The following is a 17,699-nucleotide window of genomic DNA, read 5'->3' on the forward strand; positions in this document are numbered from 1 at the left end:
ATATTTCAAAATTATCTCTTAATGCAGTACGAGTACGGGGGGAGAACAAATCCATGTCCAGTTACTTCGCAGTATATGTATAATATGTTATGGAACTGACCGGAATATGATGGTAAAAAAGAGTTTACCTAATAGGAGGCAAACTCTTTTTTATAGATTATTTTTTTATTCCGAATGCTTTTTTTACTTTGTCTAAGAATGATACTTTTTCCTCTAACGAGAGTAGGGGAACTGATTCGCCCAGGATTCTTCTTGCAATATTACGGTAGGCGATAGAAGCTCGTGTGTTAGGTTGAAAGGCAACAGGTTCGCCATGATTAGATGCTTTGATCACATCGTCGTCATCTGCAACAATTCCTAATAAATCTATGGACAATACTTGGATTATTTCATCTACATCCAGCATATCACCATTTTTCACCATATGATTACGGATACGATTAATGATTAAATGAGGAGGTTCCATATCTTCTTGTTCTAATAAACCGATAATTCGATCTGCATCCCTTACGCTTGATTTCTCAGGAGTCGTCACGACAATCGATTTATCTGCCCCAGCCACTGCATTACGATAACCTTGCTCGATACCTGCCGGGCAATCAATTAATATGTAATCATAATCCGGCTTCAATTCTTCAATGATTTCCACCATACCTTCAGGAGTTAGCGCGGATTTATCACTTGTTTGTGCAGCCGGTAATAAATATAAACAATCAAAGCGTTTGTCTTTAATTAACGCTTGAGAAATTTTACACCTTTTTTCCAGCACATCCACGATATCATAAATGATACGATTTTCAAGCCCCATAATCACATCTAAATTTCGCAGTCCGATATCTGTATCTATTAAACAAACTTTCTTATCTAGTAATGCTAATGAAGTTCCTAGATTTGCCGTAGTTGTCGTTTTACCGACACCACCTTTACCAGAAGTAATAACGATAGCTTCACCCATTCATAACTCTCCTTTCAAAAGCATTTAAGTCTGGACGCGATCTTGCGATAGTACTGATCCGGTCCATTACAATTTGTTCACCCTTTGAATCAATAAAGCCGCATTCCATAGGGACACCTTCCGAGTCAGCGTCTGGTGACCTGCTAATTACTTCCGCTATCCGTAATTGACTTGGTGCCATATGTGCAGCAGCTATTACAGCATCTCTATTACCATCTGCGCCAGCATGCGCAATTCCTCGTAAATTACCCATCACAAAAATATTACCAGTTGCAACTATTTTACCGCCGGGATTCACATCCCCCACCAATAATAAGTCACCATTAATTTCTAATACTTGTCCAGAACGAATAATCTTATTATGTAAATTGACATCTGTTTCTTCTTTCCATTGTAACGCTTCTTCTTTTAAAATAACATTCGAAGCTATCTTGTCAACAACTAACTTATTATGTTTGCGAATAACTTCTCGTAACGTTTGTTCTTGCTGATTCGTCACATAACGGTTTCCTAATTCAATTTTCACAGTGATCAATGGCTCATCCGTTGCCATATGTTTTGTAGAAAGTATTTCTTCCAATTCCTCGAGCAGCTCATTCCATGCACATTGATCATTCATAAAAAGGGTTAGACCATCTCTTGTTCCCTTTATTGTAATCCATTTATTTGTTGCCACTTCAATTCAACCCCTTAAAACATTCACTAACCGTTATCAATCTGCTCGTTCAAACTTAATGTACGACCATTTTGTTAATTTTTTTGCAAAGATAAGATATATAAGCAAGCCAAAAAGTATATTCCATATACTTGTCGGAATCAACCTGTTTTGCCAATATACACTCCAACTATCAACATGTACTTGAATAATATTATAAAGGAAAAAGATCAAAATGTCTGTAACCACAACTCCTGCAGCCGTCATCAATAGAGCAATCAGAAAGTTCGACTGTAACAACTTCATTAATACTCTTGCTGCGTATAAAACCGCTGTATAAGCAAATACATACACACCGATCACATCCGTATAGACAATATCGTTAATCAAGCTGAAAATAATCGACAGTGCAATGGCATAGTATGTAGATTCTTTTTCAAAAAAGATCGTGACATATAACAGAAATATAAACAGAAAATGCGATACATTTATCCATTCATCTTTCAGAAATGGTAGAGAAACTTGAGCTAATGTACCTTCCAGTATCACTAATAAAAAACAGATGAGAGCAATAAGAAAAGGGATCATCCGTTTCATGATTCATCCTCCTCCGTTTGCTCTTCAACTTCTTCTATTTCATCTACAGTCGTCATCGAACGATCGATGACAATAACATGATTTAAATCCTCCAAATCAGCTGAAGGTTTTACATGGGCTATACTCGTTAATTCATAACGATCAGCTTCTACATCAACAACTTCACCAATTTCAAGCCCTTTTGGAAAGACCCCACCAAGTCCTGAAGAAAATACATACTGGCCTTTTTCTAAATCCTTGTCATTATCATTCATTTCTAACAATAGTAACTCTGATTCTTCATCATAGCCAACAATGAATCCAGAACTATCTGTTTCTTTATCTTCTTCATATACATTTACTGAAATTCGATTGGTTCGGTCAAATCCGTTAAGCAATAAAACGGTGGACGTAAACGGTGAGCTAGTTTGAACTTTACCGATCATCCCTTTTCCGGTTATCACTGACATATTTGGCTGAACACCATCTTGTGTTCCTTTATTAATCGTGATTAACTTAAACCATTGATCCTTGCTCCTTGCAATTACAGATGCCTGAATGGCCTCAAAATTTTGCAGGAAATCTGACTCTGATTTATCCAAAACTTCCTTTAATTCATCGATTTCTTTCGTTAGCTCTTGGTTTTCATATTCTAGCTGTCTTATCTCGTCTAAGCTTGATTTTAATTGTTGGTTTTCACGATAGACATTTCGGATTTCTTTAATATTATTAGCAACGCCAGTTGTGAACGCAATTGGCTTATTAATCACTTCCTGCGCCCAACCAACACTGTCATGAATAAAGTCTTCAATAATAGTTAGTTCCGTTCTTTCTCGTAAAGAAAAACCGATCAAACCAACAATAATAATTAACGAAATCATTAAAATAAATAGTCTTCTCTTTTTATAAAACATCATAACACCTTCTTAATCTGATAAGCGCTGCACCCCTACATTTGGATGTGATCGAAAATGCTCGATATATTCCAAGGATTTCCCTGTACCGATTGCAACACTATCTAACGGTTCATCAGCAACAAATACCGGCATTTTTGTTTCATCACTAATTACTTCATCTAAATCCTTTAAAAGTGCTCCCCCTCCGGATAACACAATACCTCTATCCATAATATCAGCTGCAAGTTCAGGTGGCGTACTTTCTAAAGTATTTTTCACCGCTTCTACAATGGCATCCACTGTATCTTTTAATGCAGATGCAATTTCAGAAGCACTTACACTAATTGTTTTTGGTAATCCTGTTAATAAGTCACGTCCTCGAATATCCATTAACTCCTTCTCAGATGAAGCTTTAGCAGATCCTATATCCATCTTTAATGATTCTGCTGTACGCTCACCGATCATCAGGTTGTACGTTCTTTTGACATATTGAATGATTGCTTCATCCATGTCATCACCAGCGGTACGAATGGACCTGCTTGTCACGATACCTCCAAGGGAAATAACCGCTACTTCAGTTGTTCCTCCACCAATATCTACAATCATACTACCAGTAGGTTCCCATACAGGTAAACCAGCACCTATAGCTGCAGCGAATGGTTCTGCAATTGGAAATGCATCCTTTGCACCTGCATGTTTCGTTGCATCAATGACAGCTCGTTCTTCAACCATAGTTATTCCTGATGGTACACATACCATTACATTAGGTTTTTTAGCAAAGCTGGATCTGTTTTTCTGTGCTAATTTAATATAATATTTCATCATCGCAGCAGTAGTATCATAATCTGCAATAACACCGTCTTTCATCGGACGAATAACTTGAATATTACCCGGCGTACGACCGATCATATTCTTGGCATCACTACCAACTGCCTCAATATCACCTGTTGTCTTATTTATTGCTACAACGGAAGGTTCACGCACAACAATGCCTTTCCCTTTGATGAATACTAATGTGTTTGCTGTACCTAAATCAATCCCTAAATCTTGTGATAAATTAAATAATCCCAATCTTGTTCTTCCTCTCAACCATTATTATACAAAACATTCACTTCAATATTTTATGCTTTTATTGGCTTTCAATCAAGAAATTATATTCTTTCATAATAATAAGCGCCTTTATACAAGCGATCTTGTATAAGGCGCTATAAAAGCTTGTTAATTCTATTATACTTAACTTTAGCAAAAATAGATAGTGCTATAAGTACCCTTTTTCTTTTAATGAAATAAATTTGTGATCACCAATTATCAAATGATCCAAAAGTTCAATACCTATCATTTTTCCACTCTCACTTAACCGCTTGGTAACATGGATATCTTCTTGGGAAGGGGTTGGATCGCCTGAAGGATGATTATGTGCACAGATGATAGAAGCTGCAGATCTTTTAATTGCTTCGCGGAAAACTTCTCGAGGATGGACAATGGAAGCATTCAAACTACCAATGAAGATCGTTTGTCGGTGAATCACTTGATTCTTCGTGTTAAGAAAGATGGTTACAAAATGTTCCTGTTTCAGACTGCTCATTTCCTCCATTACATAATTCGCACCATCTTCCGGACTTCTTATCACATACCTCTCCTTTTCTTTAAATTGTTGAATTCTCTTACCAAATTCTACTGCTGCAAGAATATTAACCCCTTTTACCTGACCAATACCTTTGATTTCGGTTAATTCTTCAATCGTAACATCTTTCAGCATTCTTAATCCTTCAAAATGTTGCAGTACTTTTTCAGCTAATTGATGTACATTTTCTTTCTGTGTCCCTGAACCCAATAAGATTGCTAGTAATTCCTGATTCGATAAATGTTCAGGACCATGTTCCAATAGTCGTTCTCTTGGCCGATCTTCTTTAGGTACTTCTTTCATTTTAATAGTGGTCATCTCCAATGTATATTCCTCCTTCAAAGCAATATCTTTTATTTTAACGACAAGGAATATCATCAGCAAATAGCCATATATAGATTTTCTAGCACTAAAAATAACAAGTATTACGATTTTCGTTATAAGAAAAAAGCAATACTTGCTACCTCTAGAGTATGAAAAAACAAAATTACTCGTTTGCAATATTTTCATATTGATTTAATATTTTTAATAATGTTACTTGGCTGGCTTGTTCATCCTCTTCTGTTTTTACTGACTCTATCTCTTTACTCATTGCTTGGATTTCTTCAGATACAGCGGATGGCTGATCAGCCAACCATTGATCAATCACTGCCTCATCCAAATTACCTTCGATCATTTCTTCTAATAGACTTTCCAGACCTGCAAGCCAATCCTTTTCTTCTTCTGAAAGCGAGATCGAAGCAGATTCAATATGCCATTCCTTTCCACCATACAATTCATAATTGCTAGGAAAAGCACTGCTTGTGAATTGCTTTGATGCTTCATGTGTAGACTTTAGGCCAACAAAAACATGGAAATTTTCATCACGAGACCAAACCATACTTTCTATTTGATCTTCTTGTAACTCTTGAACTAATTGCTGTGCTGCACTCTGATTTGTAAACACTCCTGCCTGAGTAACGAAAAAATCAAAAGCTTGGCTTTGAAAAGCCTCTCCTTCTTGTGCATTGGCAGTAGTATTGCCTTTCTCATCTGACTGATCACTTGTAGCACTAACCGCTTGGTCGTTAGAAGTATTTTGCTGCTCAAACGCTACCTCTTCCGGGTCCAAATCCACAAAAATCTTCAGCATTATTAGCCCTAGAAAAGATCCTATTACTATAGCTGTACAAGCAGAAATAATGAATGACTTATACTTTGACCAAAAGGATGGCTTTTTAGATTGATTAAATGCACTAGAGTCTGGAGTATATTTCCGTTTAAATACTTGATCATCATCCATCATTGGGTGATGATTTTCTCTGATGTAATCTTCTAATGTGGATTGATTAGTAGAACTATGCTTAGTTGAACCGTTTTTATTCTGGTTGATTTGAATTGAAATTTGCTTTTTATTATCCACGGTAATCCCTCGTTTCAAATCCTTTTCTATCACCCTATCATATCTATTTCGAGATGTAAGGCGACTTTTGTCATTACTATCAAAAAAGCGTTCATCAAAATGTGACAGATAGTTTTAAAAAACGAGATAAGCATAAAGATTCTAAATATATTACCAGACTCTGCTAAATCGATAGATACTAAGAAAAACCGGCAAACCCCGCCGGTCCTGTCCAAAGTAGTTATTTTGACATGAATAATAGGCGTAACAACCGCTACGGCTTGCCCAAGGGAAGCGGGCAGCCGCAGCGATGGTTTCCTGTACATGCTATTTCAAAATGGCTACTCTGCTTACAAATGCGTTGATACCGCGGATTATATACTTTCTTTCCTTGTAAAAAAAGCACTTCCGTTATGGAGTGCTTTTTTCTTTATTCGTTATTTCTGATTCGAGTTTTTAAAATCGGGAGCGTAAAATGCATAAAATTGGATGTTAAATTGAAAAGCTGCTTCTGTTTTATCTTCACGGTCAATGCTCAATTCAAATATTTCTATGATACGTTCATTTGCGATTATCTGTGTTACAAATTGCTGAAATGACTCATATGATGGCGCTATTCCTTCTACTTGATACATCAGTCGATGCAGGTTATCACCTTCTTCAGGTGATTTTTCTTCTACTAAAATTTGCTCAATGGTTAAACCAGAATCCTTTACAGCTTGATCCATCATTCTCACGATTTGATTATTGCCCTTTGTAATTGGTAGCTTGTGTAACGTTTCTGTTGATATCCCGGAAACCGTTTCTTGCCACATTTCCGCATTTTCAATATACATACTCTGTGTATCGACTTTTTGCTCTATACTTGTTTTCTTGTTCTCTAAAGGGTCAAGTAAATATAGTTTACCGACAAAATAAATACTAACAACAAATAATACAATCATAATCAACCAGAAAAGTGTGATGCGCGTCCATTTAATCGTCATACTGCACCACCTCCATCCACTTATTCGAATTGATTACAATTCTATATGCCGCTTGAAAGTCTCCCTCATTTGAACGTTCCATAAACTGAAAGCTAACATCTGTTACATATGGCTGAGAGGTTAATGATTCGTTATATATCGCTATATCTTTAAACCTTGCTGAACTCATTGTTACCTCAATTGATTCATCTTGTATGTAATGGAGATGTTCTATCCTACTACTGTTTGGTAGAAAGGCAATCAATTGATCGACTAATGCAATATGATCGATTAACCCTTCTTCAATATTTGATATATAGTCCGATAATTGCTCATGTTGTTCGACCAGTTTTTCTAATTGCAATGCTTCTGATTCCGCTTCTCCATTAATCTCGAATTGTTCTTCCATCGAACTTACCTCATTCTTTAAAGAAATATAAGGAACCATTACAAACCAAACAGAAACGATTAAGCCTATGAAAGCAAGGACAATTAAGATATATGGTGTAAGGTTAAAAGCTTTATGTTCTATAAAATTTATCTGCATCTGATCACCCTATTATTTAGAATTCCCTCTTAAAAGAAGCCCGGCTAAATCACTAAACGCTACTGAGATAGTTTTCGGCAAATATTTCCCCATTTCTATTACAGGTACTTTAGTCTGTTCACTTAATAATTGAATCGCTAAGTCGAGAAATGGAAAATCTCCTGCTATGACAATTTTTTCAATCGCTTTTTCACCGTTTTGAACAGAATATCGATAGAAATCAAGAAATCGTTCAATGGTTAATAGATGAGTATCCATTAATTCCTGTAAATCTTCTTCACTGCCATTCCATTCTAATTTATTTCGTTCAAAGCTCCATGACCACATTCGTTCATCTGTTGGAGATGGAACATGTCTGGAGAAAACGATTAGTCCATGTTCGAAAGCCGCAAGGACCAATCCGTCTTTTCCCCATTGCAGGATAAGGGTATCTTGCTCATCTGTTCTATTGGTAACAAACTGCTGATAAACCCTAGATAAAGCAAGAGAGGATACGTCAGCAATAACTGGGTTTAAATGTACAGATTCCATCACTGCTAGATATGGATTTAATACATCTCTCGGATAAGCAAAAACAAGTATTTCATTTGTCGTTTCTAGCTTTTTGATCAGACCAAAATCAATGATTGGATCTTGAAAAGGTAATCGAAGCTGGTCTTTAGCTTCTCTTTGTAGAACTGCTTTCGTTTCCTCTTTCTTTAACCCTGCAGGAATCTGATGATGGCGAATTGCAACAAATCCATCAGAAACTATAAATGAAATGTTTGCCCTTTTCCACTTCTTCTGTTTCACAATACGTTCCAGATGATAATGGAACCCCTCTTTATCCATTATCCTTCCGTCTTTTATTAAACCTTCCTTTAACAGAAGTTCTCCTGAATCTACGATATCCTCTAACCGATTCTTTTTGGATACGATATACCGAAGATAACGATCATATATAACTAGGTGTACATGCTTATTATGAAAAATGATACTCACCTTCTTTCTACTTTCCATACCAAATCAGATTAAGGTAGGCTTCCACGAGATAATCACCGAAAAGAAACGTTATAAGAGCCCCCAGGATTATCGCTGGGCCGAACGGTACTTCCTGCTTTGCTTTAAATCCACTTTTCAACATCATAATCATACTAGATAATAATCCAATAATTGTTGCAATAAAAAAAGCAAGTAATATGTAAGGAAAGCCTAGTATTATGCCTAGTAAACCTAGTAATTTCATGTCTCCTGCTCCCATACCACCTCTGCTGACTATAATAATAAGTGCAAGAAGACCGTAACCTGCTATCGCACCAGTAATACTGGACCACCATGGTTCAAGAGGTTGCAACACGCGAAACAGAATAAAGACAGGCAAGAAGCATAGTAAAATTTTATTAGGGATGAGCATAAAACGAAGGTCTGTTACTAAGACAATGGAGAATAAACTAATTAAACTAAATGTGATCCATAAATCTAATGATAATCCTAAATGCAAATAGCTCAGCAGAAAGCCAATCCCTGTAAGCAATTCCACCAATGGATAAAGAATAGAAATTGACTGCTGACAGTTCCGGCACTTGCCTTTTTGCAAGATAAAGGAAAGAACAGGTATTAATTCATACCACCTTAATGTCTGGTTACATGCTGGACATGCAGAACGTGATGAGGATAAAAACGTCTGTTGTGGAATTCTAAGGCCGACTACATTATAAAAAGAACCTAAAATTAATCCAAAGACAAAGCTTACTCCACTATATACAATATCCATCTGCTAACTCCTATTTTAAGGCTTGGTTAAAATGAACCGGAATATTTCAGTAGTCCATATTCCGGCTTTTGAGAATGTCTTTCACTTTAAATCTTTTTATAATCTATTCATCACGTTCAAAGGTAAATGTAGTTCCTTCAACATGTCTAAGCGTACCACTTGGTGGATCATCAGTTTCCAGATATCCATTATCCAGTAATTCTTGTACTGTTATATTTGGTTGATCCCCACCATCAAATACCCAATCCGCTTCTTCCCCGTCTGCTTGAGCTGCAATTAATGCCAATCGTGCAGCATTTTCGATTAATTCTGCCTCTGCTTCTTGAGCACCTTCCTCAGCTCTATCAATAATACTACCAATCGCTGGGACTGCAATAGCAACAATAATACCTAAAATCACAATCACTGCCAACAATTCCACTAATGTAAAACCATCTTCCTTATTCCATTTTTTCCATATTTCTCTCATTTCTCTTCTCCTTTCTATTGCTTTATATTTCTAAAGTATATTGTTGGAAATATCTTTTTTATATCTTGAGACTATTATACTATAATTCATCAAATTATACAGTATATTTTTGCGACTTTTAGACGTTATAACATATCAAAAATAGTAAACATCGGGACTACAATCGCTAGGACTATTGAACCTACTATTACCGAAAGAATCACGATCAATAATGGTTCAATGAGAGCTTTTAATTTATCGGAGGCTTCGTCTAAGTCTTTCTCATAGAAATCTGCAATTTTATGCAACATTTTATCCAGTGAACCTGTACGTTCTCCCACAGCAATCATTTGAACTACCATCGGCGGGATAATAGAATGTGTCTGCATCGCACTTGCCATTGATTCTCCCCTTTCTAAAGCTACATAGCTTTTCGTCAGAACAGAAGAGATTAATCGGTTCTCCACTATCTTTTCGGTAATTTTCACTGATTGCAAAATAGGTACAGAACTATTTAACAGTGTACTCATTGTCTGGGACATTCTCGTTAATTGTGATTTTTGAAGAAATGGGCCGATAATTGGCAACTTTAATTTAATCACATCTATTTGATAAGCTATCTGACCTGATCGCATCATCGATTTCATTACTAAGAAGCAGAGTAACAACAATAGTAGCATAATCCACCACGTGTCTTTGACAAACTCACTGATATGTAAAACTAGTGAAGTATAAATTGGTAATTCTTCTCCAAAAGAGGCGAACAAATCGGTAAAAATCGGTACAATATAAACTAATAAAAATAGGGTGATGAAAATGGCGAAGATACTAACAAAAATCGGATAAGCTAATGCAGTTTTAATTTTTTGTTTTAGTTGATATTGTTTCTCATAATAATTTGCCATATTATTTAATATTTCATCTAAATTACCACTTATTTCTCCTGCATTCACCATTCTTGTTAGCAGATCAGGAAAGAACGCACGATGCTCTTTCATCGCTTCAGATAAACCAATCCCTTCTTGTAAGTCTTCGGCTACTTGCATTAATGTCTGTGAAAAAGCCTTATTTCCTGTTTGCTTAGCCAGAATCTGAATCGATTCAATAATTGATATTCCTGACTCAATAAGGGTTGCAAACTGTCGTAAAAATAAAACAAAATCCCGGAGCTTGATTGGTTTGCCAATGGTGATATCTTTATATAAAAAGGAGTCTAACGGTTTAATATCAAATACGGTTATCCCATCTTGTTCCAACAATCGAATCACTTCTTTTTCCGATTCAGCTTTTAATTTTCCTTTTTTTAATTTACCTTGCAAGTTCCTACCTTTATATCGATAGTACAGCACGGAAACACCTCAATCCTAATGAAAATCAACCTCAGAGAGATATGCTTTAACTACATCTCTTGACAGATGTCCTTTAGTGACTAATCGTCTAATATCTTGTTGAAAACTATGCATCCCCATTTCACGCGATGTTTGAATAATATTTGGAATTTGATGCACTTTTTCTTTACGAATTAAATTTTGAATCGCTGCATTGTTCACTAAAATCTCTGTAGCTGCAATACGACTAGCATTATCAATTGTAGGAAATAAACGTTGAGAGATAACAGCTTGCAATACACTTGCTAACTGAATTCGTATTTGTTGTTTTTGTGCTGGTGGAAAAACATCTATGATTCTATTAACTGTAGAAGTGACACCACTAGTATGCAGAGTCCCCAATACGAGATGACCTGTCTCCGCTGCTGTTATCGCAATAGAAATCGTTTCTAAATCTCGCAACTCTCCGACTAAAATGACATCTGGATCTTGACGCAAGCAAGCTCGAAGACCACTTTTGAAATTTTTCGCATCCAAGCCGATTTCCCTCTGGTCAATAATAGACTGATTATGTGCGTGTAAGTATTCAATCGGATCTTCTAGTGTAATAATATGTCGATTCATTGTTTGATTCATATAGTTTACTAACGCTGCTAAAGTACTGGTTTTTCCACTCCCGGTAGGTCCTGTAACTAATACTAAGCCATCTTCTTTCTCCATAAGTGATTTTAGAGAGTCCGGTAACTGAAGTCCCTCAATAGTTGGTATTTCACGGGGAATCGTCCGAAAAGCTAACGAAATACATCCACGTTGAAAGTAAATGTTTACTCTGAATCGAGATACGCCACTTATACTATACGATAAATCTATTTCTTTATCCTTATGTAATTTATTCCATAGTTCATCGGTTAATATTTCTTTCGCTATATACTCTGTATCATCAGGTCTGATAGTAAAATCATGAAAGCTTTTTAAGGCACCATTCACCCGATAGACAGGTTTAGTTCCCACTGTGAGATGTAGATCTGAAGCTTTTCGTTCATGTGCAGCTTTTAACAAGTCTTCTAATAGTTTCATAACGTCCTCCTAGATTAGTCTTCCGCTACAACCCTTAACACTTCTTCCATCGTTGTTTTCCCTTTTTTCACTTTGTGAAGTCCATCATCTAATAAAAAAAGCATACCATGTTGACGAGCGTAATCGCGAATTTCAGTCATACTATGTCGATTCATCATGAAATATCTAATTTTGTCGTTGATTACTAATAATTCATGAATGGCTATTCGTCCTTTATAACCAGTACCTCTACACGAATTACATCCTGCTCCTTCACTGATTGTTTCGATTTCTATATCATGTTTTTGGAAAAGTTCTTGTTCCATTTTAGTTACCGGACGTTCAGATTTACAATCCGGGCAAATTACTTTCACTAAGCGTTGGGCCATAATAGCTGTTAAAGACGAGACAACTAAATAGGGCTCAATTTCCATATCAAATAAACGAGGAATTGCTGCTATCGCACTATTGGTGTGTAACGTACTAAACACGAGATGGCCAGTTAATGCGGATCGAATCGCTATTTCAGCAGTCTCTTTGTCACGGATTTCTCCAACCATGATTATATTAGGATCCTGTCTCAATATCGAACGCAGTCCGTTCGCGAAAGTAAGGCCAATGGCATTATTAACTTGAACTTGATTAACTCCGTCAATTTGATATTCAACCGGATCCTCTACCGTAATAATGTTGACATCATCATGATTTAACTCATTAATAGATGCATAAAGGGTTGTCGTTTTACCAGAGCCAGTTGGTCCAGTTAGCAAAATTAAACCAGATGGCTGTTTCAACACCATTTCATATTTTTGTTTATTTCTCTCTGAAAAATCTAATTCAGATAAGTGTTTAAAGGCATTCATCAAATCTAAAATCCGGATAACAATCTTCTCTCCAAAAACAGTCGGCAAAGTGGATACACGTAAATCAATCGGACGGTTATCTATCATTATTCGAACTCTTCCATCTTGAGGCAACCTAGACTCTGTTATATTAAGATTGGCTAAAATTTTTGTTCTTGCGGTAACAGCACTTTGTAAAGACTTTTGTAATTTCTTTTCTGTTCGTAAGATACCGTCAACTCGATAACGAATATTAACTTGCTGTTCATTTGGATCAATATGTATATCACTAGCCTTCAACGTAACACCTGTCTGAAGGATTTCATCCATAATCCGAACAGCAGGTGCATCTTCCTCAACATTAGATTGCTGTTGGTAGATAGAGTCATTTTGATCGTAATATTTGTTAATTGCTTGCAAAATATCATCTCTAGTAGCAATTACCGGTTTTATTTGAAATCCGGTAGCCAACTCTAAATCATCAATTGCGAAATAATCGATGGGATCATGCATGGCAACTGTTAGCTTGTTTTCTTCTTGATCAATAGGAATTAAAATATGTTCTCTTGCAAAATCCTTAGTAACTAGATCAAGAACCTGCTCTTTAATCGGATATAGATAAAGAGAGACAGAATCTATTCCTAACTGTTCTTCTAGTACATCAATTAATTGTTTTTCTGAAATATAACCTTGTTCTAGGCATCCCCCAATTTCTGTCCCGCTTTTTTATCAGCTAAGACTTGGAGAATTTCTTCTTCGGTAATTAGGTTGGACTGTTTTAGAAGCTCACCTAATTTTTGTTTTTTAAATGGAATAGCCATGTTTACACCCACTTTCTGCTAATCTTTTTCTAATGTTTGTCCTTTCTTATAGGCATCTTCAGGAACGTTATCACTTCCAGAATGGTTAGGTACAGGTAAATGGTCTACATCAACCTTTCGGTATGTGAAGGTTGCGCCCCCTGAAACGGTCAAGCGATCGGAAATGATAGTTCCAAACACTTCTGAACCAACAGTAGCTAATACCTCAGCGTAAGGCGCAAGAATAAGTGATTCATTATACGTACCACCGCTTAACTCAACCTTGCTACCGCCAGTGATAATCGATCCATCAAAACCACCACTAGCTGTCAGAGTTATCGATGCATCTTCAGCAAAAATATGTCCATTTACTTTTTGAGCACCTGCTAATGTGAAATGCTTATTCGCCCCAGCCAAAATTATATGCAAATCCTCTGAAGCACCATCCGCATTAAATGTGCTACCTGAGCCAAACGTGATACTTCCCTGCACATAAACGGTTAATTGTCGGCCATTAGAAATAGAGATATGCCCGTTAGACAGATTCAAATCATCAACAGTAATTTCTCGATCTACACCATTTGTATCAATATATAAACGACGATTACCCGAAACGTTAATATCTTGAAAGGAAGCATTATTATTCAACTCTAATATATAATTATCTGCTTGATAATGGGTAATATTTATATTACCATTCTCAATCACTTGATGGTGATTGTATTGATCACCTATCGTTTCATTATCCGGTGTGGCATAACTAGGTATGGTGGGGAATTCTTCAAATAGTTGACGAATTGATTCTACAGCTAACACATGATTATTAGTTGACAGTGGAGGAATTTCATTGTGATAATTATTCCTCTTTATAATAGAATCATCTGCTTCTGTCGGGATATAAATTGTATTTCCATTCAAACTTGAACCACCAGTAAATTCTACTGCTCCTTCTGAGATACAGGATGTTCCATAATCTCCATTTAGTTGCGCCCCCTCTGCAAATTTTGCTTGGGGGGTTTCACACTGTTTGGAACTTAAAATCCCTGTATAAGCAACCAAATTATCCGGTATTTCAATCGATGTTGACTTGTCCCATCGTACTTCCATATTGGTTTTCACAGTTCGCTTGGAACCATTGACACTTCCTACTGATTCAATCACATAAGTTCTAGGATTCTCATCAGAAATTCTCGAAACACTAACATTCACCTCTGGGTCATTTCTATACTGTTTAGAGAACGAAAGGTCTACTAATTCGTGATCTTTCATAATGGCATTATCCAATTGTTGAAAAAAAGTTCCTTCATTTGGACTCAACGCATATAAGTGATCTACTTGATCATAAATTTCAGCCACTGTTTTGTTTAGGCCTGCCTCTGCAAGATAAAAGCTGGAATGGAAAGAACGATCTTTAGTCGCTAATGTTAACTGGCCTGCAGAAACGGACAAAATCGTGATAGCTAATAAAGAGATTACGACTAGTAGCATCATCACCATTACTAAGCCAATACCGTTTTCGTTTGCTAAATAATTGTATCGCTTCTGCATCCATACACCTACTCTCTTAATGTTAGCGTCGTTTCTAAAGCAGTTATATCCTTCAAAATCGTTTGTTCCGATTCTATATTGATCTTTAGTTTCGATCCATCTAATGAAATGGAGAATCTGGCTATGTTTTCTGCTAGAACACTTCGATTTTTCAGCAGCTGATTACCTTCTAATCGGTATTCGATATCATCAATCTTTAGTGTATTTTCAGAAACGGATATTTGATCACTAGGAGTTGTCCTAATTTGTCTGCTTATTTCAGTGATTGCGTTTCTTATCTCAGATTGCTGGTTAACTTGTTCTGATTGATGAATAAATTGCTTTTGAGAGAATAGATGAATAGAGCCGATTAAGGCTAAAACTATTGAAAGTAACGTAATAGTGGTAAGTAATTCAACTAATGTCACTCCTCGTTGATTGTTGAACATCGATTACCAAACCTCTCTATACACCATATATAACCGGATTCTATTTGGGTTACTCGCTTTTCATTGTTTCTTTTGTCAATAACTTGGACTGAGACTAGCCAAAAACTAGAAGTATCATTATCTTCTTTTAACTCTACGTCTATGTAATAATGATTATCTTGCTTGCGTAAATGATAAAATTGATCACTAGTACTGATTAACTGATAAGCATCATTTTCTAACTGCGTGATCGTTTGATCAATAGAGGATTCTCTGCTTAGATCATAGATGTTTTCCATTGTTGTTTGGGCAATAGCATTACCATCGATAATATTTTCGGATTCACTATTTGACTTTGAAGCATATGTAAACAGGGCTAAAAAACCTAGGGAGATAATGGTGAGGATTACAATCGAAGCAAGAATTTCGATTAATGTAAAGCCTTTTTCACTATGAAATCTGTTGTAAATTCCCATTTATCTCCCCTTCCTTCAATTAACCTTTTGTTAAACTCATTATACTTGTTTCCATAATAAAGAACAATACTATTTTTAGTACAAAATGCCGATTTTACATTACTTTTGAACTAATTTTTTTGCGTAATCGACAAAATGAAGTGAGCCTGTAATCAATATTAGATCATTTGGATTACTAGTAGCTAATAGTTTATTCAGTGCTTGTCTAGCGTATTCTATATAAACGATATGTTCAGGTACTTCTTCCTCAGATAATACTCTTGGATGATCGAAGGTTGTCACGATAATCTCGTCTGTTAGTTTTGCTAATTCCTTCAACATCACGGTAATCTCTTTATCTCGAAAGGCACTGAACAAGACTTTGACACGACCTTCTATACTTTCTTCTTGAATCGTTTCTACTAATTTGTTAACGCTTTGGACATTATGTGCACCATCAGCAATAATCTTTGGATGTTCTTTAATGATTTCCATTCGATTGGGTAGTTTTGCTTGAGACAAACCTCTTTTCACCGCTATGTCATCAATTTTAAATCCATTATCTTGTAAAAGATGCAACGCTTGTATAGCTAAAGAAACATTCATTATTTGGTGACGTCCTTTCATTGAAAGATCCATAACATAATACTTCGTACCATTATTCCAGTGGAAATGATTCCTATCTATTTCTTCAATCCAAAACTGTTGGCCATATAAATACAAGGGTGCGCTTTGCTTACTAGCTTCTTCTTTCACAACTTGTAAAGCTTCATCGACCAAATCACCAGATATAATTGGCACCTTTTCCTTGATAATTCCAGCTTTATGAGCAGCAATGTCTTTTAGTGTATTACCGAGAAAGCTTGTATGATCAAATCCAATACTTGTAATAATCGTTACAAGCGGCTCAACTCTATTGGTTATGTCCTCTCGGCCTCCCATAGCGGCTTCGATTACAGCAATATCGATGTTATCTTGGAGAAATAATAGTGTAATAATCATTAATATCTCATATTCAGACGGAGCTAAGTTTTGTTGATCCATTTCTTCAATAATCGGCAAAAGCGGATGAAGAATATCAATAAATTCCTGCGCTGTAATAGTTCGATTATTAATCGCCATATGATCCAAAATCGTAGGAAGACCTGGTGACTGAAAAGTCCCGACAGTATATCCCCCCTCCATTAACACTTCTTTTAAATAGGTCAAAGTAGAACCTTTCCCATTCGTACCGGCAATATGGATAGTTGGTATTGACTTTTGCGGATGATTCACTTTTTCTAATAAATAATCCAATCGCTCCAACCCAGGCTTTATTCCTAACGTTCGTCTTGATGCAAAAAAATGTTCCAAATCCTGTAAAGATTCCATCATAAAATCAACATCCTTTTTATTATTTAAACAAAACGATGAACTAATATTTGTTGAGCAGACATTCAGTGCGTTATTTGACAGAATCACGC

18 protein-coding genes and 1 pseudogene are annotated in these 17,699 nt (G+C 36.1%); all 19 read right to left on the reverse strand.

Features of this window, described 5'->3' with window-relative positions:
- Positions 1 to 157: 157 nt before the first annotated feature.
- Entirely contained in the window at positions 158 to 955 is a 798-nt protein-coding gene (gene minD / locus GH715_RS15425) for a septum site-determining protein MinD (RefSeq protein WP_153836169.1), read from the reverse strand.
- Positions 948 to 1,631: a septum site-determining protein MinC gene (gene minC, locus GH715_RS15430; RefSeq protein WP_163578698.1), complete on the reverse strand. Its 684-nt coding sequence runs from the start codon at positions 1,629 to 1,631 to the stop codon at positions 948 to 950. Before minC ends, minD begins: the two co-directional genes overlap by 8 nt.
- Before the next feature lie 36 nt (positions 1,632 to 1,667).
- Positions 1,668 to 2,207, reverse strand: a complete 540-nt coding sequence (gene mreD, locus GH715_RS15435; RefSeq protein WP_153836168.1) for a rod shape-determining protein MreD — start codon at positions 2,205 to 2,207, stop codon at positions 1,668 to 1,670.
- Positions 2,204 to 3,100, reverse strand: coding sequence for a rod shape-determining protein MreC (gene mreC, locus GH715_RS15440; protein WP_153836167.1), 897 nt, complete (start codon positions 3,098 to 3,100; stop codon positions 2,204 to 2,206). Before mreC ends, mreD begins: the two co-directional genes overlap by 4 nt.
- A 12-nt stretch (positions 3,101 to 3,112) precedes the next feature.
- Positions 3,113 to 4,153 carry a rod shape-determining protein gene (locus GH715_RS15445; RefSeq protein WP_153836166.1) on the reverse strand — a complete coding sequence of 347 codons (1,041 nt, stop codon included), beginning with the start codon at positions 4,151 to 4,153 and terminating at the stop codon, positions 3,113 to 3,115.
- Between the two features lie 187 nt (positions 4,154 to 4,340).
- Positions 4,341 to 5,024, reverse strand: a complete 684-nt coding sequence (gene radC / locus GH715_RS15450) for a RadC family protein (RefSeq protein ID WP_153836172.1) — start codon at positions 5,022 to 5,024, stop codon at positions 4,341 to 4,343.
- Positions 5,025 to 5,193: 169 nt separating this feature from the next.
- Entirely contained in the window at positions 5,194 to 6,108 is a 915-nt protein-coding gene (locus GH715_RS15455; protein WP_153836165.1) for a hypothetical protein, read from the reverse strand.
- A 416-nt stretch (positions 6,109 to 6,524) separates the two neighbouring features.
- Positions 6,525 to 7,073 (reverse strand): type 4a pilus biogenesis protein PilO, encoded by a 549-nt coding sequence (gene pilO, locus GH715_RS15460; RefSeq protein ID WP_153836164.1) that lies wholly within the window; start codon positions 7,071 to 7,073, stop codon positions 6,525 to 6,527.
- Complete coding sequence (locus GH715_RS15465) at positions 7,063 to 7,599, reverse strand: hypothetical protein (protein ID WP_153836163.1); 537 nt, start codon at positions 7,597 to 7,599, stop codon at positions 7,063 to 7,065. Before GH715_RS15465 ends, pilO begins: the two co-directional genes overlap by 11 nt.
- 12 nt (positions 7,600 to 7,611) lie before the next feature.
- A complete protein-coding gene (pilM, locus tag GH715_RS15470) occupies positions 7,612 to 8,580 on the reverse strand; it encodes a type IV pilus biogenesis protein PilM (protein WP_163578700.1) in 969 nt (322 codons plus the stop codon).
- A gap of 7 nt (positions 8,581 to 8,587) precedes the next feature.
- On the reverse strand, positions 8,588 to 9,352 hold the full coding sequence (locus GH715_RS15475; RefSeq protein WP_153836161.1) for a prepilin peptidase: 765 nt from the start codon (positions 9,350 to 9,352) through the stop codon (positions 8,588 to 8,590).
- Positions 9,353 to 9,455: 103 nt separating this feature from the next.
- The gene (locus tag GH715_RS15480) at positions 9,456 to 9,821 is read right to left on the reverse strand and encodes a competence type IV pilus major pilin ComGC (RefSeq protein WP_153836160.1); all 366 of its coding nucleotides are present in this window, start codon (positions 9,819 to 9,821) and stop codon (positions 9,456 to 9,458) included.
- Positions 9,822 to 9,946: 125 nt separating this feature from the next.
- Positions 9,947 to 11,119: a type II secretion system F family protein gene (locus GH715_RS15485; RefSeq protein ID WP_228760323.1), complete on the reverse strand. Its 1,173-nt coding sequence runs from the start codon at positions 11,117 to 11,119 to the stop codon at positions 9,947 to 9,949.
- Positions 11,120 to 11,164: 45 nt separating this feature from the next.
- A complete protein-coding gene (locus GH715_RS15490; protein WP_153836159.1) occupies positions 11,165 to 12,205 on the reverse strand; it encodes a type IV pilus twitching motility protein PilT in 1,041 nt (346 codons plus the stop codon).
- A gap of 14 nt (positions 12,206 to 12,219) precedes the next feature.
- Positions 12,220 to 13,847: pseudogene (locus GH715_RS15495) on the reverse strand (GspE/PulE family protein).
- An 18-nt stretch (positions 13,848 to 13,865) separates the two neighbouring features.
- Positions 13,866 to 15,374, reverse strand: coding sequence for a DUF7305 domain-containing protein (locus tag GH715_RS15500; RefSeq protein ID WP_153836158.1), 1,509 nt, complete (start codon positions 15,372 to 15,374; stop codon positions 13,866 to 13,868).
- 8 nt (positions 15,375 to 15,382) lie between these two features.
- Entirely contained in the window at positions 15,383 to 15,781 is a 399-nt protein-coding gene (locus GH715_RS15505; protein ID WP_163578702.1) for a PilW family protein, read from the reverse strand.
- A complete protein-coding gene (locus tag GH715_RS15510; RefSeq protein WP_153836156.1) occupies positions 15,778 to 16,257 on the reverse strand; it encodes a type IV pilus modification PilV family protein in 480 nt (159 codons plus the stop codon). Before GH715_RS15510 ends, GH715_RS15505 begins: the two co-directional genes overlap by 4 nt.
- A gap of 99 nt (positions 16,258 to 16,356) precedes the next feature.
- Positions 16,357 to 17,610 carry a bifunctional folylpolyglutamate synthase/dihydrofolate synthase gene (locus GH715_RS15515; RefSeq protein WP_163578703.1) on the reverse strand — a complete coding sequence of 418 codons (1,254 nt, stop codon included), beginning with the start codon at positions 17,608 to 17,610 and terminating at the stop codon, positions 16,357 to 16,359.
- Positions 17,611 to 17,699 lie beyond the last annotated feature (89 nt).

Source organism: Gracilibacillus thailandensis (assembly GCF_010994055.1).
In the GTDB taxonomy this organism is placed as follows: Bacteria; Bacillota; Bacilli; order Bacillales; family Amphibacillaceae; genus Gracilibacillus; species Gracilibacillus lacisalsi.

What these genes read in the sequence shown, in the direction of transcription:
- minD (WP_153836169.1), bottom strand. Translation starts at nt 955, where the DNA reads ATGGGTGAAGCTATCGTTATTACTTCTGGTAAAGGTGGTGTCGGTAAA.
- mreD (WP_153836168.1), bottom strand. Translation starts at nt 2,207, where the DNA reads ATGAAACGGATGATCCCTTTTCTTATTGCTCTCATCTGTTTTTTATTA.
- mreC (WP_153836167.1), bottom strand. Translation starts at nt 3,100, where the DNA reads ATGTTTTATAAAAAGAGAAGACTATTTATTTTAATGATTTCGTTAATT.
- radC (WP_153836172.1), bottom strand. Translation starts at nt 5,024, where the DNA reads ATGACCACTATTAAAATGAAAGAAGTACCTAAAGAAGATCGGCCAAGA.
- pilO (WP_153836164.1), bottom strand. Translation starts at nt 7,073, where the DNA reads ATGACGATTAAATGGACGCGCATCACACTTTTCTGGTTGATTATGATT.
- GH715_RS15465 (WP_153836163.1), bottom strand. Translation starts at nt 7,599, where the DNA reads ATGCAGATAAATTTTATAGAACATAAAGCTTTTAACCTTACACCATAT.
- GH715_RS15475 (WP_153836161.1), bottom strand. Translation starts at nt 9,352, where the DNA reads ATGGATATTGTATATAGTGGAGTAAGCTTTGTCTTTGGATTAATTTTA.
- GH715_RS15480 (WP_153836160.1), bottom strand. Translation starts at nt 9,821, where the DNA reads ATGAGAGAAATATGGAAAAAATGGAATAAGGAAGATGGTTTTACATTA.
- GH715_RS15490 (WP_153836159.1), bottom strand. Translation starts at nt 12,205, where the DNA reads ATGAAACTATTAGAAGACTTGTTAAAAGCTGCACATGAACGAAAAGCT.
- GH715_RS15500 (WP_153836158.1), bottom strand. Translation starts at nt 15,374, where the DNA reads ATGCAGAAGCGATACAATTATTTAGCAAACGAAAACGGTATTGGCTTA.
- GH715_RS15510 (WP_153836156.1), bottom strand. Translation starts at nt 16,257, where the DNA reads ATGGGAATTTACAACAGATTTCATAGTGAAAAAGGCTTTACATTAATC.
- GH715_RS15515 (WP_163578703.1), bottom strand. Translation starts at nt 17,610, where the DNA reads ATGATGGAATCTTTACAGGATTTGGAACATTTTTTTGCATCAAGACGA.